Here is a 24,755-nt window from a genome sequence, read left to right on the forward strand (position 1 = left end):
CCCGCACCCCGTCGGCGCGATGAGCGCTGCGCGATTGTGTCTCATCGAGCCTCCAGCAGCAATCCGGTTTCCGGGTCGTACCAGCGGCATGCCTCTGGCGGCATGCGCAGTGTCAGCGTGCCGCCCTCGTCGGCGCGGAAGCCCGGCGCCGCTTGAACTTTTACGGTCTGCCCGCTGACGTCGGTGGTCAGCAGGGTCGACGAACCGAGTGGTTCGAGCACTTGGAGTTCGCCGCGGACCGCGTCGTCTACGGGCCCGCTGCCCACCACAATGGCCTCGGGGCGGATACCGAGCCGGAGCGTCCCGCCCTCGAACGACGACAGCGCCTCAGGCACGGCGAGTGACTGCCCACCCAGGTCGATGCGTGGCCCGGCATCTCCCGCCGCGACTTCGCCGGTGAGAAAGTTCATCGGCGGGCTGCCGAGGAAGCCACCGACGAACTCTGTCGCGGGGCCGTCGTAGACCTCCGTGGGCGGGCCACATTGGGCGATCGCCCCGGCCCGCATCACGGCGACGCGGTTGCCCAGCGACAGCGCCTCGACTTGGTCGTGAGTGACGTAGATCGTGGTGGTGCCGAGCTCGGCGACGAGCTTCTTCAGATCGGCGCGGAACGACAGCCGCAGCAGCGCATCCAGGTTGGACAGCGGCTCGTCCATGAGTAGCACGTCGGCGTCCATCACGATCGCCCGCGCCACGGCGACACGCTGGCGTTGCCCGCCCGACAGCCGCGCCGGGTACCTGTCCAGGTACGGCGTCAGCTGCAGCAGATCCGCGGCCCAAGCGACCTTACGGCTGATCTCGTCGGCGGCCACGCCGTGTACCTGGAGGCCGAAGCCGATGTTGTCGGCGACCTTCTTGTTGGGGAACACGGCGTAGGACTGGAACACCATCGACAGGTTGCGCCGCCGTGGCTCGAGATAGGTGACGTCCTTGCCGCCGATCACGATCTGCCCGGAGTCCGGGAGCTCCAACCCTGCGATCATGCGCAACAAGGTCGTCTTGCCGCAGCCGGACGGCCCCAGCAGCACCATGAACTCGCCGTCCGCGACCTCGAGCGACACCTGGTCGGTGGCGCGCGTCGTACCGCCGGGATAGGTCTTCACCAGATCCCGGACAACCACCTCTGCCATTAGCGAACCTCTGTCATCTGAGCGTCGTCCCCCACATGTTCACCAGGTAGCGCCGCATCACGAAGATGAAAACCAGCGCTGGAATGATCAACGCGAAACCGCCCGCGAAGCGGTACGCGGTCGACGCCTCACCGAGCGCCGTGAGCACCTGCGCCGGAAGCGTGCGGTGCCCGAGTGTGACGATCGTCGCGCCGAGAATCTCGTTCCAAGACAGGACGAACGTGAAGATCGAGGACGCGGCGAGGCCCGGCAGCGCGAGCGGCACCACGATCTTGCGCGCGGCCTGCCACCGCGTGCAGCCGAAGATCTGCGCGGCCTCCTCGAGGTCGGCCGGCACCGAGACGAAGATGCTCGCGGTGATCAGCACGGTGGTCGGCAACGCGAGCGTGGTGTGCACGAGCGTCACCGCGAACACCGTGTCATAGACGCCGATCCGAAGGAACATCGTGGCGAGCGGCACCGAGAGCACCACGATCGGCAACGCGCGCACGAAAAGGATGAACACTTGGTAGGTGTCCTTTCCGCGAAACACATGCCGTGCCAACGCGTATCCCGCCGGTGCGCCGACGACAAGTGACAAGAACACCGTGTAGATGCCGACGAGCACCGAGTTGCCCAATGCTGGAACAGTTCCCGTGGCCCGGAAGAACGCGACCAGCGTTTCGGTGGAAAACTCATGGGGGATCAACGACTTCGGGAACTCGTTGAGCGCGTCGCGTGAGGACACCGCGGCGAGTCCGATGAGCACGATCGGCAGCGCCATGAACAGCGTCACCGCGATACACGCCACCTGAACCCATATCGCGCGCCAGCGGCGCCTGCGCAGCGGCGCACGGTCGACGGGTGGCAGCACGGTCTTCGGCGCCTCGGCCTTGTTCATCGCGACCCCTGTGCCTCGCGGGGGTTTCCGCGCCCCGTCGGCTCGATGGGCGCTGCGCGATGGTGCCTCATCGAGCCTCCTGTGTCCTGCGGGGGTTCCCGCGCCCCGTCGGCTCGATGGGCGCTGCGCGATGGTGCCTCATCGAGCCTCCTCTGGCTGCCGGACCGTCCGCAGGTAGAACACGGCGGTGGCGAGGGAGATCGCCAGCACGATCAGCGAGACGGCGCTGGCTACCGCGGGGTTCTGCAGGTTCGAATACCACTCGTAGGTCTCACCGACGAGCAGCGGAAAGTCGCGCCCGGTCAGCGCCTGCGCGACCGCGAACGCCTGCAATGCGAGGATCGTCCGGAGGATCAGTGCCACTTGCAGGCTCGGCCCGAGCAGCGGCAGCGTGACATGCCGCAGTCGCTGCCAGAAGTTCGCGCCGAACACCTGCGCGGCCTCGTCGTAATCGCGCGGAATCATCTGGACGCCTGCCACCACGATGACGAAGACGAGCGAGGTCGCGCGCCAAACCTCGGCGAGCACGACCGCGAGCAGCATTGTGCCGGTGTTCTGATAGCCGAGCCACTGCACGCCGTCATCCGAAAGGCCGAGCGAGACCAGCAGCGAGTTCAGGTAACCGCGGTTGTCGAAAATGGACAGCCACACCAGACCCGCGGCCAGCTCGGAGATTGCCAGCGGGAGGCACCACAGGTAGAAGTGGCCGCTGGCGAATCTCGGCCGTGCCTGCATGAGCAGAGCCATGCCGATAGCGAGCAAGATCTGGATCGGCACGACGATGACGATCAGCACAAGCGTGTTCCGCAGCGCGGTGAAGATATAGGGATCGTTGAACAATCGCTCCCAGTTGGCGAGTGTGAAGCCTTCGTCGCCACGGAATGCCTCGAGGACGCCCTGCATGAGTGGCCAGCCGAACAGCGCCAGCATCAGCATGATCGAGGGCAGCAGCAGGATCCACGGAGAGCGCAGTCGCGACATCATGTCTATCCCACCTCGCAGACGTCGGCGGCCGGGTCGGGAGCCCAGCACGGCACCTTCAAGTCGTCGAGGAGGCTCTGTAGCACCCGTGCCTGCTGGTCCAACGTGGATCGAATGTCGGCTCCTTCGAGCACGATCGAGCGGAAACTGTCTTTGAACACCTTGCTCACCTCTCCCTCGCGCTGGCCGAGGCCCACCGGCGGCAGGGAGAGGATGGCGCCCTTTGCTTGCTGCTGTCTGCGCACGGCGTCCGCCTCGAGTTCGATGGCCGGTGGCAGGTCGTCGGGGATCGTCGTATCGACGGACGGGAAGAAGCCGTTGGAGCGCAGCAGCTGAATCTGGGTTTCCGGACGGGTGAGCGCGCTGATCGCCCGTTGCGCGAGTTCGGGGTCGGGACTGCCCTTGGGGACCGCGAGCCCGGCGATCACAGCCATGTAGCCGAGGCCGTGCGCTCCGCGCGGTGCGGGCAACATGCGCCAGTTCTGCGGGTCGCGCTCGGGCGCGTGGACGAGGCGCACGACATGGTCCCACGCCATCCGCACTTCGCCGCTCTCCAGCGGCTCCTGCATGAAGTCGTAGTTCGTGCTCGACGACACGCAGTTGGCCCACAGCTCGCGAAAGTACTGCCACGCCGTCACTGCCTCGTTCGAGCGAAACGTGGTGATCTGACCGCCGGTGAACGACGGCAGCAGGAAGCCTTGCGTGAAGCGGTGTAGCAGACCCTTCGGGCCCGCGGGTAGGCCGAGCACCGGCCGGTTCCCGTTGGCGCGGCGAGCGGCGATAGCCCAGTCGAGGAACTGGTCGTAGCTGAGCGACGTGGCGTCAGCGCCGGACGGCAGGTGCGCGAGCGCATCGGCGTGTGCGGCAAGAACGTAGCTCGCGGTGGCCCACGGGATGTACCAGGTGTGGGCGGTGCCCGCCTTGGCGAGTTGCAGGTACTCGGCGGGCCAGCGGCGGTCGCCGAGATCGGCGAGCAGTCCGGTGAGGTCTTGCAGGTAGCCGTCGGCGAGCGGCGCGACGTCGCCGTGCAGACCGCCGAGCAGACCGATCTGTGTCGAGCCCGCGTCGACCTGGCTGCGCACCTGGCTCGAGAACGGGCTTTCCTCGATGGTCACATAGCCGACACCGGGTGCGGTCTCGGCGAGCAGGCTGCGAAACCGCTCGGCCTCGTCGGCGGGCCGGAACTGCGTGGACAGGAAAATCATGCCGCCATTACCGCTGGTGGCGAAGCCGGTGCAGGCCGCGGCGGAGAATGCGGCCGCGCCGACACCCGCAGCGCGCAAGAAGGACCTGCGCGTCAGGCCGGGTACCAGCATGCATGACTCCTGTGCTGTCGCACTATGTTTCGAACTTTTGTCAGTTTGGTTAACGTAAGTGCAATGGGGGATATTGTCAACATGCTCGTGACCACATCGACGCCCTCGAGCCCCACCTCTGCGGGACACGTGCTCGCCCTGCTTCGCGCGGCGGGCCCACTGACGCGGCTCGAGCTGCAGGAACGTGTGGGGCTGTCCAGGGTGACTTTGGTTGAGCGGCTGGATGTTCTGCGCAGTCTCGGGCTCGTCCGCCAAGCCGGGCACCGGAAGTCGAGCGGCGGCAGGCGCGCCGAAGTGCTCGAGGTCAACGACACCGGCCGCACCGCGCTCGTCGCCGACCTAGGGCAGAGCCATGCGACGCTGGCGGTGGTCGACCTGCGTGGGACGGTGTTCGCGCGCGAGGATCACCGGCTGCCCATGCGGCACAGCCCGCGCGAGATCGTGCCCGTGTTGCTCGACGCGGGGCGGAAACTATTGCGGCGCACGGAGCGTGCCGACACTCTGTGTGCGATGGCGCTGTCGGTCCCAGGTCAGATCGACCATGAGCGCGGCGTCACCGTGGCACCACCAACCATGCCGGACTGGAACGGCGCGCCGCTGCGCGAGCCGTTCGCCGCCGCGCTCGGTGTGCCTGTTCTGCTGGAGAACGACGCGAACGCGTTGGCACTCGGCGACTTCTGTGCGTTGGGTCGTCCCGACGTGACACTCGTCGGGGTCAAGGTGGGGACCGGAATCGGTGCGGGCGTGGTGATCTCGGGACGCGTGCACCGCGGCAAGAGCGGCTCCGCGGGCGAGATCGGGCACATGCGGATCGAGGGCAGCCAGCAGCAGTGCAGCTGTGGCCGCCGCGGATGTGTCGCGGCCAGTGCCAGCGGGCAGGCGCTGACTCGCGACCTGCAACCCCTCGGGGTGCGCACGGTGGCCGATGTCGTCCGCCTGGTCGACGAGGGCAGATCTGACGCGATCCGGGCGACGGAGAAGGCCGGGCGACTCGTCGGGGCCGTAGTCGCGACGATGGTGTCGATCGTCGATCCGACTTACGTCCGCGTGGGGGGAGCGGTGGGTGTGTTACCACCGTTTCTCGAGGGGCTGCGGCGCACCGTCGAGGCGAACGCTCACGCGAGTGCGCTGCGCAACCTCGACATCGGCCCGTCGCAACTGGGGGAGAACGGTGCGTTCGTGGGATTGGCGGGCTTGGTAGCCGACGAGATGTTGTCCCCGGCGACGGTGGACGCGATGGTCGCCGGGCGGTAGGCCGACACGGTGCTTCGGGGCGCCAGCATGCTCGCGGCCACTCCGGGCCAGCCGAACACCGCCTGCGAAACCGGGCCCGCGGGGCGGAGCACCCCCGTAGATCGAGCTCACGCTGTGGTTTCGTACGCCGACCAAGGCTTTCAGGGCAGCGCGCCCGGGTTGCGGGTTCGGCTGATGAGGGGGATTCGATTCCTGCTGCGTCACCCAGAAAAACGCCGGGGCGTATCACGCAACGGATTGGCCACCGGGAATGTAATCGCGGGCAGGGTCACCGACATCCGGACCGTGGTGCCTGGTCCAGAGTGATCGATGTCGAGTTCCTCGGTCAACGCGCGCATCATCTCGATCCCGCGGCCGCGATAGCCGGGATCGGAGGCGCGCGGCTTCCAGTTGCCCGAGTCGGTGACCATGATGACCACCGTATCGGTGTCGCAGGTGGCCGACAGCCGGACCCGCCCGCCGTCGCCGTTGCGGTAGGCATGCTCGATGCTGTTGCTGCACGCCTCGTTGGCCGCCGCGACCAAATCGGAAGCCAGATCGTGCGGCACCGCCGCGGTGGCCAGCCAGCCCTTCAGGGTGCGCCGCAGCACCGCGAGCTCGTCCGCGTGCGCGGGCACGTCCAGCTGCAGCGGTGCGGGGGGCTGACGGTAGACCACCATCGCGACGTCGTCGTCGTATCCTGCCGCGGGCCGCAGCCGGGAGAGTACGGCGTCGGCCACCTCACGTGGCAGCCGTCCCGAGGTGTCGGCGAGCACTGCCGCGATCTTGGCGAATCCGTCATCGATGTCGACGCCGCGCTGTTCCACCAACCCGTCGGTGAACAGCACAAGCGTCGAACCAGGTGTCAGCGCCGTGGTGGCCTCGGGCCGCCTCGGCGTGTCGAACGTCGCCAGCGGAACCGCGCGTCCGCCCTCGAGCAGCCTGCCGGTCGCGGCGACGTCGGCGAGGATCGGCGGCATGTGCCCGGCGCTGCTGTAGCGGACGAGCCCGCGTATCGGATCGAGCACCGCGGCGCACACGGTGGTGCACATGGCGCCGGGGATCCGTCCGGCGACGGTGTCGAGTTCGGCCAGCAGCTGCGCCGGGCCGGCGCCGCGCAGCAGCAGCGCTCGTGCGGCCGTGCGCAGCTGGCCCATCACGACGGCGGCGGACAGGCCACGTCCGACGCAGTCGCCGACCACGACGCCGATGGTGCCGTCGCGCAACGGCACCACGTCGTACCAGTCGCCACCGATCTCCAGCGGCGGCAGCGCGGGCTCGTAGTGCACCGAGAACCGCGGCGGCAGCTCGATCGGGCCGAGCATGGCGCGCTGCAGGGTGAGCGAGGTGGCGCGCGCCTGGTCGAAGTTCCGCGCTCGCTGCACTGCGAGGCTGAGATGGCCGATCAGCAGGGAGAACAACGTCCAGTCCGCGGCGCTGATCGCTCGGGGCGCGGCGAAGCGCAACCACATCGCCGCATCGCCGGTCTCACCGAGCGGGGCGACGATGCCCTCGGAGCTCTCGGCGCCCTCGGGAATGGCCGATAAACTGCGGGCCGGCCTGCGCCGGGCCCGGCCGAGCAGCGTGCGCGAGCGTTCGTCGAGCGTGACATCTCTGTCGTGTGAGGTGCTGTCGGCCCCCACGCCGGAGACGTACACCTCGGGTGCGGCGTTGCGGCTCGGCCACACCGCCACCACCGCGGTCTCCGCGCCCACCGTGCGCCGCAACTCGTCGAGCCCGACGGCGAGCACCTCCACCACGCTGGTCGCCGCGCCGACCGCGGTGGCGAGCCGGGAGGCCGCCTGGTCGCGGGCCTGCGCATCGTGCTCTGCGGTGACATCACGGATGGTTCCGACGAAGATCCGCTCGTTGCCCTCCGGCTTGATCAGCGCGCTGGTACTTACCGCGAGCCACACGTTGCGGCCGTCCCGGTGCCGGATCGGGATGACGAAACGCTGTGCCTCGGTCCCGAGATGGGGGTAGCGCGGCCCGTCCGGGCAAGACCAGGGATGCGGAAGCGGATAGGGGATACCTGCGGCGCCGTAGCCGGTCAGCGCGCCGAAGGCGGTGTTGACCTCGATGATGGTGCCCTGCGCGTCGGCGACGAAGAACCCATCCTGCAGCGATTCGACGAGCGCGGTGCGGAACGCGTCGCGTCCGGCGAGATCGTCGGCGCGCGAACGCTGTTGCTCGTAGCGGCGGGTGCCGTCGAGATAACCGCGAGTGGCGATGTCCAGCGGGACGAGGGTCTGCAACAGGAATTCCAGCGCCGCTTCGGGCAGGCGGTTGTCGGATTCGCCGCCTTCCCACTGGATCTCGTGCCGTTGCTGTTCGGCGTCGTGGACCACCTGGAAGTGGTTCTCGGTGATGTCGAGCAGACTGATGCCCTCCACCAGCGCGCGCCGGCCGAGCTCATAGCCTTCGGCGAGGCCGGCCTGGGTCGGCGCACCCAAGTGCCGCCGTAGCGCGTCGGCGTAGGCGCTGAGGAAATCGGCCAGCAGCTCACTCATGTCGTCGGGCCTGCTGTGCCGCGATGCCGCGCCGCCAGCACGAGTGCGTCGTCGGTGTCCTTGGCGTCCCTGGCCAGGATCTCGCTGGTGATGTCGGCGGTGGACTTGGAAAGGTCGACCCGCTCGGCGGATTCGGTGACGATGCCGTCGGTGGACATCAACAGCAGATCGCCGGGGCGGACCGAAACGGACTGCGGCTGTAGGTTCGCCGGTAGCCGATAGCCGACGATGCCCGCGGTGAGCAGCACGGTGGCGTGCACGCTCAGACCGATGGGACCTGCGGTGAGTACCCGGGATTCGACGTTGCCGACACCGAGCCAGCGCACCCTGTCGCCCTCCTCGAAGTGGGCGAGCGAGATCGCTGCCCCTCGGGTGTCGGCCAATGCGCGGTGGCAGAGCACCATGAGCACATCTAAGGGTTCGGCGCGGTTCTCCGCGAGCACCTGGGCCGCACGGCCAGCGGCGTCGGCAGCGGCGGCACCGTGCCCGAGTCCGTCCAGGACAGCGAAAAGGACTGTGCCGCCGCCGGTGTCGAGGACAACCCCGCGATCACCGGAGACATCTTGACCGGGTAGTGCGCGACCGGCCACGGCCCACTCGATCCGGCCGATGAACCCGTCCTCATGCACCGTTGGGTACCCACTTCCACATCTCCACCAGCGTGCCGCGCCCCGGCGCAGAGTCGACGGTGAGCCGGTCCATCAATCGTCGGGCGCCGGGGAGGCCGAGCCCAAGACCGCGCCCGGTGGAGTAGCCGTCCTCCAGCGCGCGAGTTATGTCGAGGATGCCCGGCCCCTGATCCTCGGCCTGCACCACCAGCGCCTGGCGGCCCTCACGGTCATCTACCAGCAAACGTATTTCGCCGCTTCCCGCGTAACTGGTGATGTTGCGGGCGATTTCGGAAATCGCTGTGGAGATCATGGTCCGGTCGGTCAAGGTGAATCCGAGCTTTGCTGCCAGTTCACGTCCGGCCTGACGTGCGATCACGATGTCCCCCGACACCCTGACCGCGATTACCACGTTCTCAGCGGCCACTGTCACGACCGTCTCGCTGGCGACGGGCTGGGGTCTTGCGGTTCAGCCAGGCGAGGCCCTCTTCCAGATCGAGGGCAGTGTGCATGTCTTCGAACGTGAGCCCGAGCTGCACCATGGCGAACGCGACTTCCGGTTGCAGCCCGACGATCACCGTTTCGGCGCCGCGCAGCTGCGTCATGTGCGCGATGGTACGCAACGATCTCGCCGCGAACGAATCCATCACGTCGATCGCGGTGACGTCCACGATGATGCCGTGCGCCCGATATTTGCTGACCTGTTTCATCAGGTCGTCCTGCAGGCGTTCGGTATCAGCGTCGGTCAGGGCGGACTGGACCGACGCGATGAGATACGTACCCTGTTTGAGAATCGGAACCGGCATCAGGTCAGCCTGATCAGCGGCCGTCGCGTTCGGACACCCGGGAAACCTCGTAGCCCAGGAGACGTTCCGCTTCTTCGATACCACCCTGAAGGTCGCCGACCGCATTCATCTTCGACAAATCCAGGCCGATGGTCACCAGCGTCAGCGCGATCTCCGAGGACAGACCGGTGATGATCACATTCGCACCCATCAGGCCGGACGCGTCGACGGTCTGCACCAGGTGGTTGGCCACCGTGGAGTCGATCGCGGGCACACCGGTGATGTCGATGACGACAACCTTCGCGCGGTTGGCCCGGATCGCCCGCAGCAGCTGCTCGGTGAGCTGGCGGGCGCGCTGGCTGTCCAGCACACCGATGATCGGCAGGATCAGCAGCTGCTCGCGCACCTGGAGCACCGGCGTCGACAGCTCGCGGATGGCCTCCTGCTGCTGGCGGATGACGCGCTCACGCTCTTGGACGAAGGAGACGCCTACGGTGTTGGCGATGCGGTTGGCGGCCGGTTCATACGCGTCGAGCACGGCGTTGAGCAGCTCGAAGTCGGCCTGGTACTTCTCGAACAGGGACCGGGCCAGTACGTCGCGCAGCAGCAGCACGATGCCGAGCACTTCGTCGGTCTCGACTCCTCTCGGGATGATGCGTTCGGACAGGTCCCGAGCGTAGGCCTGCAGGGCCTCGACGCTACCGGTCTCGAGCACCTCGACGTAGTTGTCGTACACCGAGGTCGCTTCGGAGAAGATCTCCTCGGGGGTCATCGCGGTGAGCAGTTGGGCGTCGGTGATTCGCCGGGCCCATTCCTCACGTAGCGCGGTGCGGTTCTGGCGTAGATGCTCGACCAGCTGCGGGAGCAGGTTGTCGACCGGGCCCGCGGTCAGCGAATCCGCCGAAAGGCTCATGGACACCTCGGACATGGAAACTCCTGCCCCTTTCGACGGTTGCGTCAGGATCTTCGTACGTTTCGGCTGCGAGCCGATACCGAGCCTAGTCATACCCCACCCGGGTCGCCGCCGAAACCTGCCGCTTGTTCCGCCCTCGACCCGGATGGCATGGACGTCATGGCACCGTAGCGAATCCCCTTTCCAGCGCCGCGAGTGCCTCGTCCAAATACACGGTGAGGTCGCTGTCGGCACGGGCGAGCCAGGCGTCGAACGCCGCGCGGGCCGCCGCGAGGGTGGTCCGCCCGACGGCGAGGGGAATCAGGCCGTCCTTCGGCTCGCCGAGCCGCTCCGCGGCGAACGCGCTCACCGTGCGCTCCCAGGCGTCGTAGTGTGCGCCCGCGGTGGCGGCCAGCGCGGGGATGGTGGCGACGAGCTGCATGCGGGTGCGCAGTTCGGGGACGTCTTCGGCGCGATATCGGTTCGCGTTGACCACGACTCGGCGCACGGCGGTCATCATCGGTACATCGTCCGGCACCGTGGCGAAGGCTCCGCGTAGTGCGGCGACTTCGTCGTCGAACTGGTACCAGAGCACCTCCGCCTTGGTGGGGAAGTAGCGGAAGAAGGTTCGTCCGCTGATGCCCGCCGCGGCGGCGATCTGCTCGACGGTGGTGTCGTCGAAGCCCTGCTCGGTGAAAAGCCGCATGGCGATCAGTTCGAGTTCGCGCTTGGTGGTGCCGCGTGGGCGGCCGCGCGTGGTCCGGTTCTCCCGCATCGTCTGATTCTGCTCGGCGGTCATGTCCCTTGATTATGTCAGTGGCTGACGATAATCTCGCGGCATGTTGGCGGATCTCACCTGGCCCGAAGCGGGCGCGCGGGCCGCCGCCGGTGCGATCCTCGCCGTGGCGGTGGGGGCTACCGAGCAGCACGGTCCGCACCTGCCGCTGTCCACCGACACCGACATCGCCGCGGAATTGTGCGCCCGCCTCGCCGCCGTACGGCCCGAAGTGCTTGTCGGGCCGGCCATTCCATACGGCGCCAGCGGTGAGCACGCGGGCTTTCCCGGCACGCTGTCGATCGGACAGGCGGCGCTGGAGCTGCTGATCGTCGAGCTGTGCCGCTCGGCGACCGAAACCTTCGACCGGATCCTGCTGGTCAACTGGCACGGCGGCAATATCGAACCATTGCGCAGGGCGAAGGACCTGCTGCGCACCGAGTCGCGCGACGTGCGCGTCTATCTGCCACGCTTCCACGGCGACGCGCATGCCGGGCGGTCGGAGACCGCACTCCAGCTGGCGCTCGCGCCCGATCGGGTCCGCAACGACTCGGCCGCCGCAGGCGACACCCGTCCGCTGGCCGAGTTGCTGCCGCTGCTGCGCGCCGGGGGAGTGCGCGCGGTGAGCGCCAACGGCGTGCTCGGCGACCCGGCGGGTGCGACCGCCGGCGAGGGCGCCGCTCTGCTCGAACATCTCACCAGCGACCTGATCGACCGAACCCGGCTCTGGTGGCCGGTAGCCTCCCAGGAAAGGACCGGAACATGAACCCGTGGTTCGAGACTGTCGCCGAAGCGCAGCGACGTGCGAAGAAACGGCTCCCGAAGTCGGTGTACGGCGCGCTGATCGCCGGATCCGAGCGCGGCCAGACTATCGAGGAGAACCAGAGGGCGTTCACCGAACTGGGCTTCGCGCCGCACGTCGCGGGGCCGATCGGCACCAGGGATCAGACCACAACGCTACTGGGACAGCAGCTTTCGATGCCGGTGGTGATCTCGCCGACCGGCGTGCAGGCGGTGCACCCGGACGGTGAGGTCGCCGTCGCCCGCGCCGCGGCCGCGCGCGGCATCGCGATGGGCCTGAGCTCGTTCGCCAGCAAACCGATCGAAGCGGTGACCGCGGCCAACCCGGCTACCTTCTTCCAGCTGTACTGGTGCGGCGGCAAGGACGAGATCCTGCAGCGGATGCGCCGCGCGAAGGCGGCGGGCGCGGTCGGCCTGATTCTGACCCTGGACTGGTCGTTCTCGCACGGCCGCGACTGGGGCAGCCCGGTGATCCCGGCAAAGCTCGACCTGCGCACCATGCTGAAGTTCGCGCCGCAGACGCTGGCGCGGCCGCGTTGGCTGGCCGGCTATGTGCGCTCGGGCCACATCCCGGATCTGACGGCGCCGAACATGGCCGTCGGCGACGGTCCCGCCCCAGGTTTCTTCAGCGCCTACGGCGAATGGATGGGCACGCCCGCGCCGGACTGGGGGGACGTGCGGTGGATTTGCGAGCAGTGGGGCGGGCCGGTGATGCTCAAGGGCGTCATGCGGGTGGACGACGCGCACCGCGCAGTCGACGCCGGTGTCGCGGCGATCTCGGTCTCCAACCACGGCGGCAACAACCTCGACGGCACTCCGGCCGCGATTCGGGCGCTGCCGGTGATCGCGGAAGCGGTGGGGTCGCAGATCGAGGTGGTGCTCGACGGCGGCATCCGCCGCGGCAGCGATGTGGTGAAGGCGGTGGCGCTGGGCGCTCGGGCGGTGCTGATCGGCCGTGCCTACCTATGGGGGCTGGCCGCGAACGGGCAGGCCGGCGTGGAGAACGTGCTGGACATCCTGCGTGGCGGCATCGATTCGGCGTTGCTCGGCCTGCGCAAGACCAGTATCGCCGAGCTGGAACGCTCGGATCTGGTGGTGCCTGCCGGATTCGAGCGGGCGCTCGGGACACCCGAATCGGCCGGTGCGGCAGGCGCATCGGCGGAGCGCGCGGTGCGACCGGCGGCGTCCACGTCGGCCTGACGGTTCAACTCTGGGCCGCCGATCTTCGATGGTGTGTGAGCAGCGTGTCGTAGATGTCGGCGAGCGCGGCCAGCTGCTGGCGATCGAGGATGTCGATCATGTGCCTGCGCACGCTCTGCACGTGCGCGGGCGCGGCGCCGGTCAGCACCTCGGCGCCGCGCGGGGTGAGCCGCGCGGCGGTGCGGCGGGCGTCGTCGGGGATCGGCTCGCGCACCACCAAGCCGCGTTTCTCCATCCGGGTCATCTGGTGCGAGAGCCTGCTCTGCGACCACTCGAGTTTGGCAGCAAGCGCTGCGAAGGTGAGCTGGTGATCGGCGGTCTCCGCCAGGTAGGCCAGGACCGAGTATTCGACATAGGTGAGGTTGGACTCCCTGGTGGAGTCCCGCCCGACCGCCGCGGCGATGAGGTCGCGGGTGCGCACGAAACCTACCCAGGCGCTCATCTCGACGTCGTCGAGCCACTGAGGATCGGTCACGATAGCGCTCCAAACTCTGACATATGGCATCACCCATTCCGCGTCGCTGTGCGCGGCGCGCGAATAGTCTGCGCGCGGCCGGGCGAGGGGACGCCCGAGCGCTTTCTCAGAGATGAGAGGTAGCACCACCTGGGTTGAACGTGCAACCTTTTCGGGTCGGCTGTCCGACATAGGGTTGCCTAACCATCGGTGCGGTGCGGCTCAGTGGCTAGGCTCGCTTTTCTCGTGACCAGCCCGGCTGTTCGTCAGCGCTCGGGCCCACCCAAAGGAGTGCGACTGGTGACCGCGCCGGACTTCCGCTATTCAGACCTGCTGCCGATCGGCGGGGATGACACCCCCTACCGGTTGCTCACCACCGAGGGCGTCAGCACCTTCGAGCACAACGGCCGCACGTTCCTGCAGGTCGAGCCGGAGGCGCTGAGACTGCTCACCGAAACGGCGATGCACGACATCAGCCACTACCTGCGACCAGCGCACCTGGGCCAGCTGCGCAAGATCATCGACGACCCGGAGTCCAGCGGCAACGACCGCTTCGTCGCGTTGGACCTGCTGAAGAACGTCAACATCTCCGCGGGCGGTGTCCTGCCGATGTGTCAGGACACCGGCACCGCGATCGTCATGGGCAAGAAGTCCGAGGGAGTCCTCACCGGCGCCGACGACGCCGAATGGATCAGTCGCGGCGTCTTCGACGCCTACACCAAACTGAACCTGCGCTACTCGCAGTTGGCGCCGATCACGATGTGGGAGGAGAAGAACACCGGCTCCAACCTGCCCGCGCAGATCGAGCTGTACTCCACGGCGGGCGACTCGGCGCATCCGGCGTACAAGTTCCTGTTCATGGCCAAGGGTGGCGGCTCGGCGAACAAGTCGTTCCTGTACCAGGAGACCAAGGCCATCCTGAACCCCACGCGGATGCTGGAGTTCCTGGACGAGAAGATCCGCTCACTCGGCACCGCGGCCTGCCCGCCGTATCACCTCGCGGTCGTCATCGGCGGTACCAGCGCCGAGTTCGCGTTGAAGACGGCGAAGTACGCCTCCGCGCACTACCTGGACAACCTGCCTACCGAAGGGTCGCTGGCCGCGCACGCTTTTCGCGATCTGGAGCTGGAGGAGAAGGTCTTCGAGCTGACGCAGTCCTTCGGCATCGGCGCGCAGTTCGGCGGCAAATACTTCTGCCACGATGTACGCGTGGTGCGTCTGCCGCGGCACGGCGCCAGCTGCCCGGTGGCCATCGCGGTGTCCTGCTCGGCGGATCGACAGGCGCTGGCAAAGATCACCGCGGAGGGCGTGTTCCTGGAGCAGCTCGAGCGCGAGCCCGCCCAGTACCTGCCGGAGCAGACCGACGCCATCCTCGGCGGTGACGTCGTGCGGGTCGATTTGAATCGGCCGATGGACGAGATTCGCTCCGAGCTGTCGAAATACCCGGTGAAGACTCGGCTTTCGCTGACCGGGCCGCTCGTTGTCGCGCGCGATATCGCGCATGCCAAGATCAAGGAGCGCCTCGACGCGGGCGAGCCCATGCCGGACTACCTGCGCGATATGGCCGTCTACTATGCGGGCCCGGCCAAGACGCCCGAGGGCTACGCCTCCGGCTCCTTCGGCCCGACTACCGCGGGCCGGATGGACTCCTATGTCGACCAGTTCCAGGCCGCCGGCGGCTCGTTCGTCATGCTGGCCAAGGGCAATCGGTCCGCGCAGGTTACCAAGGCATGCAAAGAGCACGGTGGCTTCTACCTCGGTTCTATCGGCGGCCCGGCCGCGCGGTTGGCGCTGGACTGCATCAAGGCGGTCGAGGTGCTGGAGTACCCCGAACTGGGCATGGAAGCCGTGTGGAAGATCGAGGTCGAAGATTTTCCCGCGTTCATCGTCGTTGACGACAAGGGCAACGACTTTTTCGCCGAAACCCAGAAGCCGATCGCGCTGCGCGTGCGCACCCGCTCCCGAGAGCGCGTCTGAACCCGTCGTTCGAACCCGCGCGGTGGCAGCGCGCGGACACGACGATGTCCTCCGATCACCGGGGTAGCGTCGCCATTTCGCCGGGCACCCTCTGCGAAGTACGTCGTTGATTCCGGCTGCCGACGCAAGTCGAGGAGGGCAATGAGTACATCTAGGGCTGTACCGATGTCGTTGTGTATTTCCGAGTCGGCGGCTCGGCGATTGGCCGAGCGCGCCGCCCGGGACGGAACGAGCTGCACCGCACTACTCGATCGCCTGATCCGGGAGGGTGTCGATCAGCTGGACCATCCCGGGATCGTCTTCCGTGGTTCGATGAACGACCGTCGTGCCGCGCTGGCGGCAGGGCCCGAGGTCTGGGAAGTCGTTGCGCGTCTTCGAGAATTGGATGGTCCGGTGGAACGCCGCATCGAAATCCTCGGTGCGAAATCGGACCTGAACGTCAGCCGGATCCGGGTCGCCGTCGCCTATGCCCGCGCGCATGGCGCCGAGATCCTCGAGCGGATCGGGCGCAATCGCCAAGCGGTAGAAGCGATTCGCCGCGCACGCGCGCGGGTGACCGCGACGCCGGCGGGGCCGAGCGCGCAGGACCGTTCAACGCGCGTGTAATTCGGCCGGATTGTCCGGTGTAGTAGCTCTTCACATGCTGGGGAGCGAATGTGGAAACCCGTGTTTCTGGAGCGACCGATCGACCCGCGGACGGCTACCCGGCGTTGGCCCGGGAGCCGTCCGCGGTGCGTCCGGCCGGATTCGCAGGGCTTGGAGAGCAACGAATTACGTGCTTTCGGCATCGACCGTGGGCGATGGTGCGGTCGCGAAGCGGGTGGCAGGTCGCCGGATTCCGGCAATCCGGATGAATAGCAACCTATTTCCGCTGTGATCCACAGCACTGGAATAGATTGTGGACAAGGCGATTTCCTTGTGAGCGAATTGTTAGCCAGCTGGGGATGGCTGACCCGAAATTCGACATAGCACATTGCTATGATCTCAAGTCATCTGCTCTGTGTATCCGAATTGTGCTGTTCTCAGTATGATTCGCCAGATATTGTCTACAGGGGCGCGGCTTCGAATCGGCGCAGTCGATCGCCGTGCTCGCCGGCATACTGAAGCGGCTCGGTCGTCGCGTCGCCACCGTCCGCTTCGCGCGGGTAGTCGGCGCGGGCCATGAGCGAGCCGATATCGGCGCCGCGAGCGCCACGCACCGGGATGCCGGGTCGGCAACCGCAGGCGATAGCATCGCGACATGGCGCTGTGGAGTGGTGGGCGGAATCGCATGCTGATGGTGCTGCCGGTGGCGGTGCTGTCCGCGCTGGTCGGGACCGTGGCGATGGCAGGGCAGACGCAGGCGGAGCCCGGTGTTGCGACCGATCAGCGGCAGTCGGCGGGGTCGGCGACCGGAACCGAGGGGCTCGAGCCCCGATTGGCCCTGGCGTACACGCTCGCCGAACGCGAGGCGCGTGCACAGGGCGTGCCGCTGTCCATCACCTCCGGATATCGGACGCCGGACGAACAACAAGCGCTGTGGGACGACGGACTGGCAACCTACGGCAGCCCGGAATCCGCGCGTCGGTGGGTGCTCCCGCCGAATGAGTCCACCCATGTCCAGGGCAAGGCCATCGATGTCGGCCCGAAGCAGGGCGCGGCATGGCTGGAGGCCAACGGTAACCGTTGGGGTCTCTGTCGCACGTTCGAGAACGAATTCTGGCACTTCGAGTTGCAAACCCTGCCTGGGACGCCCTGCCCACCCATGCTGCCCGACGCAAGCGTGCGGTGATCGCGAGGTCTGTAGGACGTGACAAGTTCGACAACGAGTGGTGGTGTTTCGAGCTGGCCACCATGTCAGGCGTGGACTGTCCGCTGATGCGGCAGGACGCGAGCGGGCGGTAACCATTTCGGCGAACAACCGCACCCGCGCCATCGTCCGGTCGGGACCGGCGACTGCACCCCGGCAGCCTCCGAAGTCAGGTCACCGGCGCCAGCTCGAGTCCGTCCTCGATCGTGTTCGGGACGCGGCGGCGATTGGGCGAGCCGAGCGCGGCGGTGAGATCGGTGCCATCGTGTTCGGCGAGCAGATCACCGCTGTCCCACACCAGTAGCGTCGCGCTGACGGTGTTCTCGGCCGCGGCGTGCGCCAGGTCGTAGTGCGCGCAGCCGGGGACGTGTGGGTAGGTGATCCACAGGTCGTAGCCGGTCATGAACAGGTCGAGGTCGAATTGCACGCTCAATCCGAGCAATTCGCTGCGTCCGTTGTCGTCCACACCCGCGAACGCCTCGTCCAGCGCGAGCAGGCGTGGGGCCTGCGGGTCGGCCGAATCGAGCATGACGTGCGCGGCGGCGAACAGCGGCAGGTGCAGCGACACCGACTGCTCGCCACCCGACAGCGCGCTGTGGCGGGCTACCGTGAGCTTGTCCTCGCTGCCGTCGGCGGAGATCAGCGTGAACGAGAACACCCGCCAAGTGCGGTAATCCAGGGTCGCCGCGAGGATCTCGGGGTAGGAGCGTTCCGGGTTCGCGGCCCGCGCGGCGCGGATCTCGGCGGCGAAATGCGCCCTGATCGACGCCAGGTCCTCCGCGGACAGAGCCGAGGCGTCGCGTTCGAGTAGCTTGCACATGGAACGCGCCGCGTCGGACAAGCTGTCGGCGAGTACCCAGTGCACGCCGATGGTGTTGCCTGAGGACATACGGCGTTGCTTCATCTCCGCGCCCATTCTGGCGATGAGGTGGCGGGCGTCGCTGGTGCGTTCGTGGATCTGCTGGGCGAGGCCGGTCAGCAGCGCGTCCTCCAGGATGCGCCGCTCGGCGTCGGTGAGCAGCAGCTCTTGGTCTTTGCGCGCGGCATCGATTCGGGTGGCGAAATCGGCCACCGCCGAAACGCCGTACTCATCCTGTACCTGGACCACGGTGAGGCCGTCGGCAGCGTCCCACTGCAGCCGATAGTCGCGACCGGAACCGGCGAGCGCGGCGTCGAACTCCTGCAGCGCCGCGGTGACCGCGCTGCGAGTGGACTTGCGGGTGGCCTCGCTCGCGCGCACGGATGCGGTGGCTGAGGTGAGACTGTCGAACAGCTCGGCAACCTCGTCGGGCAGCACCCGTGGTTCGGCCTGCGGCCCCGCCGACGCGATCCGGTACAGCAGCTGTTGCGGCGTCGACCACGCGGCGTCACTGCTCGGCCAGCGTCCGCCGGGCGGCGCGCCGAGCAGGGTGAGCAGATCCGGCTCGGCATAGGGCCCAAGGGCTTTCACCTCCGCGAGTACTTCGGTGAGCGCGGTGCTCAGAGACTCGTGCGCGGTGCGGTAGGCGGCCTCGGCGTCGCCGACCGCCTCGATCGCCTCGTTAGCGGCCTTGCGCGCGGCCTTCTGTTCCACCTTGGTCGCTTCGATCCGCTGCCTGGCCAGGTCCAACGCGCGGTCGATATCGGCCGCGCCCGCACCAAGCGCATCGCGCAGCGTCTCGAGTTTGCGCGATTGCTCCTGGTAACCGGACTGCGCCGCCTCCGCCTCCTCCGCAAACGCCTCGGCCAAGTCCGTCGCCTCGGTCAGGCGGTCCTCGCCTTCTCGTTCGCGTTCGCGTTCGCGCTCGTATTCGGTGCGCAGGCGCAGCAGCCCGGTGCCGGTGTTCTCGAAGTGCCGGATGGCGGCGGCGAGGGCGTCGAGCTCGCGGGCCGAGCGTGGTGTCCGGTGTGCCGCCGCGGCGGCACGTAGCTTCTTCTCGACGGCAGACGCCTCCGCTACCGCCTGGTCGAGGTCGCGCTCGGCTTGGGCGGCGGTCTCGGAGCGGGACCGCATCATGCCCGCGGTCTCCGCGACCGCGCGCAGCGCGGCGGTAACCGCCGTCGGACGCGAAAGTGTCTTGGCAGCGGCGGAGATCCTGGCGAGTTCGGCGGTGGCGTCCGCTTCGTCCTCTTCGGCGACACACCGGGATTCGTTCGCGACTTCGATGGCGGCCGCGAGTTCGGCCGCGCGGGCCTCGCGCCGTCTGGCCCGCGCGGTGGCACCGATGAACTCCGCTTCGGCCTTCCGGTGTCCGCCGACCTGCACGCCCTGGCGGAAGCGACCACTGGTCGCGACTGCGACCACGCCGGTCGGTGCGTCCGCGTCGTCGTGCAGGGCGATCGAAGCGAGCAGGTCGGTCACGATCTGCCGCGGCACCGTGAAGGTGTCCGAAGCGTCCTCGACGACAAGGACATCCGCGAGCGTGCGTCCGGAAGGTCGCTGTTTCGCCGGCAGCGGCACGAGGAACTGATCCGACTCGTAGTCCGAGGGCGGCTCGTCATCCGCGCAGACCCAACCGTCGAGCAGATCGGCGGCGTGCAACGCGGCCTCGATGCCTGCCGCGGCCGCGGGGGACACGTCGTCGGCGAAACGGACCAGGCGCCACAGCGGAGCGCCGGACCGGTCGCCCGTCCGACCGGAGCGCGCCGCGAAAGCCGGTGGCGCGTCGTCGCGCTGGGCGCAGACCCGGTCGCGTTCGGTGGTCAGCTCGGTAAGGCGCGCGGTCGCTGCGGCCGCGCGAGCGCGGGCGTCTTGGCGGCGAGTACGGATCTCGTCGAGCAAGGGCTCGGTCCGCTCGGCCAGCACCTCTGCGATGGTGGCCTCGTCCGAACCGGCCTGGGCCACAGCGGTGTCCAGTGCCTCGAAGAGGCCGTCGCGAAGCGGTGAGTAGACCTCACGGTGCTCGTCCCACCAAGCCCGCAGGGCGCACGCGGCCTCGGTACGGGCCAGTGCCACGGCCGCCTCGGCGTGGGCGACCTCCGCGGCGGCCGCCTCGCGCAGCTCGCGGGCGCGCTCGGCGAGCCGCTCGGCCCTGGTGCGCTCGGCGGTCGCGCTGTCGAGGAACCCCAACGCCTTCCGTGTCGCGCGCACGTCGGCGTCGCGTTCCTCGGCGTGCGCGCGGACGGCGGCGGTAAGTTGCTCGGCGCGCACCGTCCCGGGCAGCGGCGTCCACACGATCCCGGCTTCTTCCGCGGTCGTGCGCAATTCGTCCTCACCGCGGGCGAGCGCGGCGGCGGCGGTACGAACCGCCGTGCGCGCGCGTTCGGCTTCCTGGGCACGCTGATCCATAGTCCGACGCGCCTCGAGTGCCTTGTCGCCGTGGACGCCCGCCGAGGTCTCCAGGCGCCGCACGGCGTCGGCCAGGTCGTCGAGCTGCTGCTTGCCCTCGTACGCGCTGGAGCGCTGCAGGTTCTCCCGGTCGGCGAGGGCCTGCTCGTAGGTGCGGTCGGCGTCCTCGGCGCGGGTCTCGGCGGCCGTGCGCTCGGCCTCCCTGCGCTTGCGCAGCGCCGTGGCGGCGAACAGAGCCGTGCTCGCATGGGTGACAGCTTCCAGCCGGGCGCGAACCAAGTCGACGTCCGTCTTCGCCTGGACCGCAAGGTATTTTCGGTACACCGCCAGGAAAGTCCTGGTCGCGGTGTCGGCGTGCACCAAGCCCTCCAGGGTGCGACCGACCTCTTCCATGTCGCTGAAGGAACGGGCGGCGTCGAGAATCAGCTGCTCGTCGAGCGGACGTAGGCCATCGGTGAGCGCCTGGGACAGACCGCGCGGGTCGAGATTCTTCGCCAGCTGCGGGCGGCGCAATGTGAGGATCAGGTTGATCAGCTGGTCGTAGCGCTGCGTGCCGAGGCCGAACATGCGCGCGTCGATGGCATTGCGGTAGTCCACCGGCCGGTCGACGATCGAGTCGGTGCCGATCTGCTCGGCGAGCTGCTTGCGAGTGAGCGGGCGGTCGTCCGGGCCGATCAGCGAGAAGTCGACGCCGACCCGGCCGTCGGCGACGAAGTACCAGCGTGTCACCTTGTCCGACGAACGGGTGGCGCGCATGCCGATCCCGACGGTGACCACCTCCGGGTCGTCCCGGCGACCGCGCGCGAACTCCATCCAGACGTAGGAGTAGGCCGACTCTTGCTTACGGTAGAGCAGGTTCGACTTCATCGTGCGTTCCTCGCCGGCGAACGGGTTGAGCCTGCGCGGCTCGATCCGACCGTCCAGCACGAAGGGGAACAGCACCTCCAGCGCCTTGGTCTTGCCCGACCCGTTCGGCCCGCGCAGCACCAATCTCCCGTCGGCGAAACAGAATTCCTGATCGCGGTAGTCCCACAGGTTGACGATCCCGGCGCGGGTCGGGGTGAACCGCACTCCGCCGTGAATGAGCGACATCAATCAGTTCCCTTCCGTTCCGGTGGTGTCGCGCCCATAGGTGTCGGCCGCGGTGACGAATAATTCCGCCGCACGCTTGGTGCGGACTGTCACGACCGCGCCGCGGTAGCGCGCCAGGGCGGGCAGCACGAGCAGTCCGTCGTCGACCACCCGAACCAGCCGCAGCCGCTGCAGCAGCGCCACCACCTCCGTCGCGAGGCCAGGGATGTCGGCCTGCCACTGTGCGGCAAAGGTGGCGCCATAGCGGTCGGCGAGCGCCTGCACCGTCTCGCGCACCCACGTGGTGTCGACGAGCGGATACGTTGCGACCCCGCCCACCGCGTGTCCCGTAAGGCCGTCCGGATCCGGTAGATGTTCTTTTCCCAGCGAATCCAGCGAGCGCAACTCGGCGAGCGGTGCGAATACGGTGGATTCGGGGATGGCGTCGTCGAGCTGCTCCGCGAGCACCTCACCCGCGTCCGGTGCGCCGGACCGCAGGGGCAGTGGGTTGTCGATGTCGAGCACGCGGTCGGCGATCTCACCGGCCAGCAGCAGCGCTACCTGGGCGAGGGTCCCGGTGCCGGGAAAACGGATGTCGGACAGCCGTCCCGAGGTGTCGATCAGTGCGACGCCCTCGGCGCGGCGCTCGGCGCGCAGGCCGGTGAACAGTTCCACGTCGGTGACGATCCGTTCCTGCGCGAGTACCGGGCGTTCCTCGGGCGCCAGATCGTCGGTGTACACCACCGGTCGTTCGACCAGCGCCCTGCGGACGCGCCGCGCGATCTCGGCGGCGGTCGGCGGGTGCGGGGAAACGCTGGTGGCCGCGGCCTCTTCGGTGAGCAGCCCGCGCACGCTGTGCAGATGCTGCAGTGCGCGCGGCGGCCGGAACAGCGCGAAGACCACCGGTCGGTCGATGTCGTAGAGCGCCTCACCGGCCTCTGGATCGCTGGCCCAGCCGCCGGCGTCACCGTCGGCGAGGGTGATCGCGCCGCGCCGGGTCAGCCAGCCCACCGCGTCGACGAACGCGTCGCGGTCGGCGGCCCGGTCGGTGGATAGCTCGAGCCCGTCCACCCGGCCGGTGTAGGCGGCGACGTGATCGGCCAACTCCGACAATGTGATCTGATCGCCTGCTCGGCCCAGCGCGGCGAGTGCCAGCGCGAGATAGGCATAGCGGCGGCGATCGAAGACGCGCTCGCCCAGCGTGCGCGCGGGCCTGCCCGCGTCGAGGTGGTCGAGCACCGGAAACACCCGCGCGGTGGTCTCGGTGACTTCCAGCCGGTAACCGAACAGCTCGGCCAGATCCTCGCGCAGCTCGGTGGCCCATCGGCGGATCAGCGGCAGCGCGATCCGGTCCGGATAGGTCCGGGTGACGAGGTGATTGGCCAGGACGACCCGTGCGGCGCGTTGGTAGTTGTCCAGCGCGAGGGTGTCGATCTTGTGTCCGCGCATCAGGTGCGCCTCCCGATGGCACGCGACCGCGCCATGGTCGTCTGCTCGACCTTCAGCGCGCGATTGTTCAGGTGCAGCAGCCCGCGCGCAGTACGCACGACGGTCGACCCCTCGTGCTCGGACACGGTGAGGGTGACGCCGCTGTCGGAGCCGGTCGTCCCCGCGACCCGGCCGCGCACCGGAACCCACGCGGTGGACGCGGCGTCCAGCAGCCGAAGCAGCACCTCGGTTTCGCGTTCGTCGAGAACACGTGCATGCACGTCGCCGGAGGCCAGCGACGCGGCGGCCTCCGCGCGGGCCCGCTGCGTGTCGAGCTGCGCCTCGCGCAGCCGCCGGATGCCCGCGTCGTTGCGGTGGATACGCGCCGGCGCGGCCGCCGACGGCGGACGCCCGGTCTCGGCGAGCGTTCGCGAGATCTCCAACGGCGGTGCATCCCACCAGGATCGGATCGCCGGAATCAGGTCGGCGTCCGGGTGCTCCATCGCCAGATGCCGCGGCCTGCCCAGCCCGAAGACGGCGTCGAAGAGCGCATGGGCGCTCTCGGCCGTCGGCGCTGCGGTGAACCATCCCGCCAGATGCCGCAGCGCCGACTCCCGGCTCACCCCGCCGCGCCGAGTCTCGGTGACCCGGCGCAGGAGGGACAGCACCGCTGCGATGGCGCTCATGGTCGCCTCGCGTAGCCGCTCGGCCTCCGTCGTACCCGCGGACTCGCCGCCGCCCGAGGCGACGAACCAGGTCCGCAGTCCATTCCATCGGGAGCGCCAATCCGACTGGCGCTCGGGAAGACTCAACAGCACTCGCTCGTCACAGTTCGCCGCGCGCTCGATCAGGTCCTCGACGCCGGTCTTCTCTATCTCCGCGATCGCGCCTGCCAGGCGTGGTGTGAATCGGGCAAGGTCGAGGCTGAACTCCCGCATGTGCGCCAGCAGTGCGTCTTTGTGCGCGAGAAACGATTCCGGGGTGACCTCGGTGGTGCGTACCAGGTCGCCGAGCCCGAGATAGAAGTGCGCGGCGCGGGCGGCCATGTCCGATAGCGCGGCGTCGAGGCGGCGCAGCGTGCGATACACGCGTTCGGCGTCGCCCGTCCGATTGGCTTCGGCCAGGGTATGTAGGTCGGCCAGCAGTTCAGGAAGCACGAGCCGCGAGAGCGCGGCCTCGTCGAGGCGGGCATCGAGCACACCGGCCACCGCGCGGTAGGCCCGGAAACCGGCCTGCGAGAACTGGTACACGTAGTGCCGGTTGCGGTACTCGGCCAGGGTGGCGGCGCGGGTTCCGTCGTAACTGCGCTCCAGCACGCCCCATCGGTGCAGCTGGTCGAGCAGCGTGCCGATCTCGGCGGCGGTCAGACGCGGAGCGTTCGGCCGGCCTTCGGCCGCGGCGGTTCGGGAGGGTACACCGGCATCCGACTCGTCAGCACCACCGAAGTCGGACGTGCGCGGGCTGCTTCCGTCTCGCTCCATCCATTCCGCCACGTCGTTCGCGTGCAGCAACACCACGTATGCTGCCCGCGCGCTGTCGAATGCGCGGAGCACCCAGAGGTAGTCGGCGCGCCGCTCGGCGGTGGTGAAGGAGAACAGCCGAAGCCGGTCGTCCCAGGGGACGGCGGAGCCGTCGACGGAGTCGGTCACCGGGAACA

The 24,755-nt window shown here is 68.5% G+C and carries 20 protein-coding genes; 6 read left to right on the forward strand and 14 right to left on the reverse strand.

Going from position 1 to position 24,755, the window contains the following annotated elements:
- Positions 1–41: 41 nt before the first annotated feature.
- The 4 genes from AB0H00_RS06655 to AB0H00_RS06670 form a co-directional block, all read right to left on the reverse strand.
- Positions 42–1,130 carry an ABC transporter ATP-binding protein gene (locus AB0H00_RS06655; RefSeq protein ID WP_357261838.1) on the reverse strand — a complete coding sequence of 363 codons (1,089 nt, stop codon included), beginning with the start codon at positions 1,128–1,130 and terminating at the stop codon, positions 42–44.
- Between the two features lie 13 nt (positions 1,131–1,143).
- Positions 1,144–2,010, reverse strand: coding sequence for a carbohydrate ABC transporter permease (locus AB0H00_RS06660; RefSeq protein ID WP_357261840.1), 867 nt, complete (start codon positions 2,008–2,010; stop codon positions 1,144–1,146).
- Between the two features lie 138 nt (positions 2,011–2,148).
- Positions 2,149–2,994 carry a sugar ABC transporter permease gene (locus AB0H00_RS06665; protein ID WP_357261843.1) on the reverse strand — a complete coding sequence of 282 codons (846 nt, stop codon included), beginning with the start codon at positions 2,992–2,994 and terminating at the stop codon, positions 2,149–2,151.
- 2 nt (positions 2,995–2,996) lie between these two features.
- Entirely contained in the window at positions 2,997–4,307 is a 1,311-nt protein-coding gene (locus tag AB0H00_RS06670; RefSeq protein WP_357261846.1) for an ABC transporter substrate-binding protein, read from the reverse strand.
- A 63-nt stretch (positions 4,308–4,370) separates the two neighbouring features.
- Between AB0H00_RS06670 and AB0H00_RS06675 the strand changes: the two genes are divergently transcribed.
- The gene (locus AB0H00_RS06675) at positions 4,371–5,561 is read left to right on the forward strand and encodes an ROK family transcriptional regulator (RefSeq protein ID WP_357261848.1); all 1,191 of its coding nucleotides are present in this window, start codon (positions 4,371–4,373) and stop codon (positions 5,559–5,561) included.
- Between the two features lie 200 nt (positions 5,562–5,761).
- On the opposite strand, the gene AB0H00_RS06680 is transcribed toward AB0H00_RS06675, so the two are convergent.
- From AB0H00_RS06680 to mftR, 6 genes are all read right to left on the reverse strand, one after another.
- The gene (locus AB0H00_RS06680; RefSeq protein ID WP_357261851.1) at positions 5,762–8,050 is read right to left on the reverse strand and encodes a SpoIIE family protein phosphatase; all 2,289 of its coding nucleotides are present in this window, start codon (positions 8,048–8,050) and stop codon (positions 5,762–5,764) included.
- Positions 8,047–8,679, reverse strand: a complete 633-nt coding sequence (locus AB0H00_RS06685) for a SpoIIE family protein phosphatase (RefSeq protein ID WP_327118409.1) — start codon at positions 8,677–8,679, stop codon at positions 8,047–8,049. Before AB0H00_RS06685 ends, AB0H00_RS06680 begins: the two co-directional genes overlap by 4 nt.
- Positions 8,672–9,085, reverse strand: coding sequence for an ATP-binding protein (locus AB0H00_RS06690; protein ID WP_357262434.1), 414 nt, complete (start codon positions 9,083–9,085; stop codon positions 8,672–8,674). Before AB0H00_RS06690 ends, AB0H00_RS06685 begins: the two co-directional genes overlap by 8 nt.
- Entirely contained in the window at positions 9,075–9,464 is a 390-nt protein-coding gene (locus tag AB0H00_RS06695; protein WP_159930623.1) for an STAS domain-containing protein, read from the reverse strand. Before AB0H00_RS06695 ends, AB0H00_RS06690 begins: the two co-directional genes overlap by 11 nt.
- 13 nt (positions 9,465–9,477) lie before the next feature.
- Complete coding sequence (locus AB0H00_RS06700; protein ID WP_327118405.1) at positions 9,478–10,371, reverse strand: STAS domain-containing protein; 894 nt, start codon at positions 10,369–10,371, stop codon at positions 9,478–9,480.
- A gap of 142 nt (positions 10,372–10,513) precedes the next feature.
- A complete protein-coding gene (gene mftR, locus AB0H00_RS06705; protein ID WP_357261855.1) occupies positions 10,514–11,134 on the reverse strand; it encodes a mycofactocin system transcriptional regulator in 621 nt (206 codons plus the stop codon).
- 40 nt (positions 11,135–11,174) lie between these two features.
- On the opposite strand from mftR, the gene mftE reads away from it, so the two are divergent.
- Both mftE and mftD read left to right on the forward strand, forming a co-directional pair.
- The gene (gene mftE, locus AB0H00_RS06710) at positions 11,175–11,876 is read left to right on the forward strand and encodes a mycofactocin biosynthesis peptidyl-dipeptidase MftE (RefSeq protein WP_357261858.1); all 702 of its coding nucleotides are present in this window, start codon (positions 11,175–11,177) and stop codon (positions 11,874–11,876) included.
- On the forward strand, positions 11,873–13,111 hold the full coding sequence (gene mftD / locus AB0H00_RS06715) for a pre-mycofactocin synthase MftD (protein ID WP_357261861.1): 1,239 nt from the start codon (positions 11,873–11,875) through the stop codon (positions 13,109–13,111). Before mftE ends, mftD begins: the two co-directional genes overlap by 4 nt.
- Positions 13,112–13,115: 4 nt before the next feature.
- Here the strand turns inward: mftD and AB0H00_RS06720 are convergent, their stop codons facing one another.
- On the reverse strand, positions 13,116–13,586 hold the full coding sequence (locus AB0H00_RS06720) for a MarR family winged helix-turn-helix transcriptional regulator (protein WP_357261864.1): 471 nt from the start codon (positions 13,584–13,586) through the stop codon (positions 13,116–13,118).
- Between the two features lie 279 nt (positions 13,587–13,865).
- Here AB0H00_RS06720 and AB0H00_RS06725 point away from each other — a divergent pair, with 279 nt between their 5' ends.
- The 3 genes from AB0H00_RS06725 to AB0H00_RS06735 all read left to right on the forward strand — a co-directional run bounded on the left by AB0H00_RS06725 (position 13,866) and on the right by AB0H00_RS06735 (position 17,313).
- The gene (locus AB0H00_RS06725; RefSeq protein ID WP_357261867.1) at positions 13,866–15,542 is read left to right on the forward strand and encodes a fumarate hydratase; all 1,677 of its coding nucleotides are present in this window, start codon (positions 13,866–13,868) and stop codon (positions 15,540–15,542) included.
- Between the two features lie 141 nt (positions 15,543–15,683).
- Positions 15,684–16,148, forward strand: a complete 465-nt coding sequence (locus AB0H00_RS06730) for a hypothetical protein (protein ID WP_357261870.1) — start codon at positions 15,684–15,686, stop codon at positions 16,146–16,148.
- 718 nt (positions 16,149–16,866) lie between these two features.
- Positions 16,867–17,313 carry a M15 family metallopeptidase gene (locus AB0H00_RS06735; RefSeq protein WP_357262437.1) on the forward strand — a complete coding sequence of 149 codons (447 nt, stop codon included), beginning with the start codon at positions 16,867–16,869 and terminating at the stop codon, positions 17,311–17,313.
- A 187-nt stretch (positions 17,314–17,500) separates the two neighbouring features.
- Here the strand turns inward: AB0H00_RS06735 and AB0H00_RS06740 are convergent, their stop codons facing one another.
- From AB0H00_RS06740 to AB0H00_RS06750, 3 genes are read right to left on the reverse strand one after another with little or no spacing between them, the layout of a single operon-like run.
- On the reverse strand, positions 17,501–21,691 hold the full coding sequence (locus AB0H00_RS06740) for a TIGR02680 family protein (RefSeq protein ID WP_357261873.1): 4,191 nt from the start codon (positions 21,689–21,691) through the stop codon (positions 17,501–17,503).
- 3 nt (positions 21,692–21,694) lie between these two features.
- Positions 21,695–23,119: a TIGR02678 family protein gene (locus AB0H00_RS06745; RefSeq protein WP_357261876.1), complete on the reverse strand. Its 1,425-nt coding sequence runs from the start codon at positions 23,117–23,119 to the stop codon at positions 21,695–21,697.
- Positions 23,119–24,747 carry a TIGR02677 family protein gene (locus AB0H00_RS06750; protein WP_357261879.1) on the reverse strand — a complete coding sequence of 543 codons (1,629 nt, stop codon included), beginning with the start codon at positions 24,745–24,747 and terminating at the stop codon, positions 23,119–23,121. Before AB0H00_RS06750 ends, AB0H00_RS06745 begins: the two co-directional genes overlap by 1 nt.
- Positions 24,748–24,755 lie beyond the last annotated feature (8 nt).

It is taken from the genome of Nocardia sp. NPDC023852 (assembly GCF_040639505.1).
Lineage (GTDB): Bacteria > Actinomycetota > Actinomycetes > Mycobacteriales > Mycobacteriaceae > Nocardia.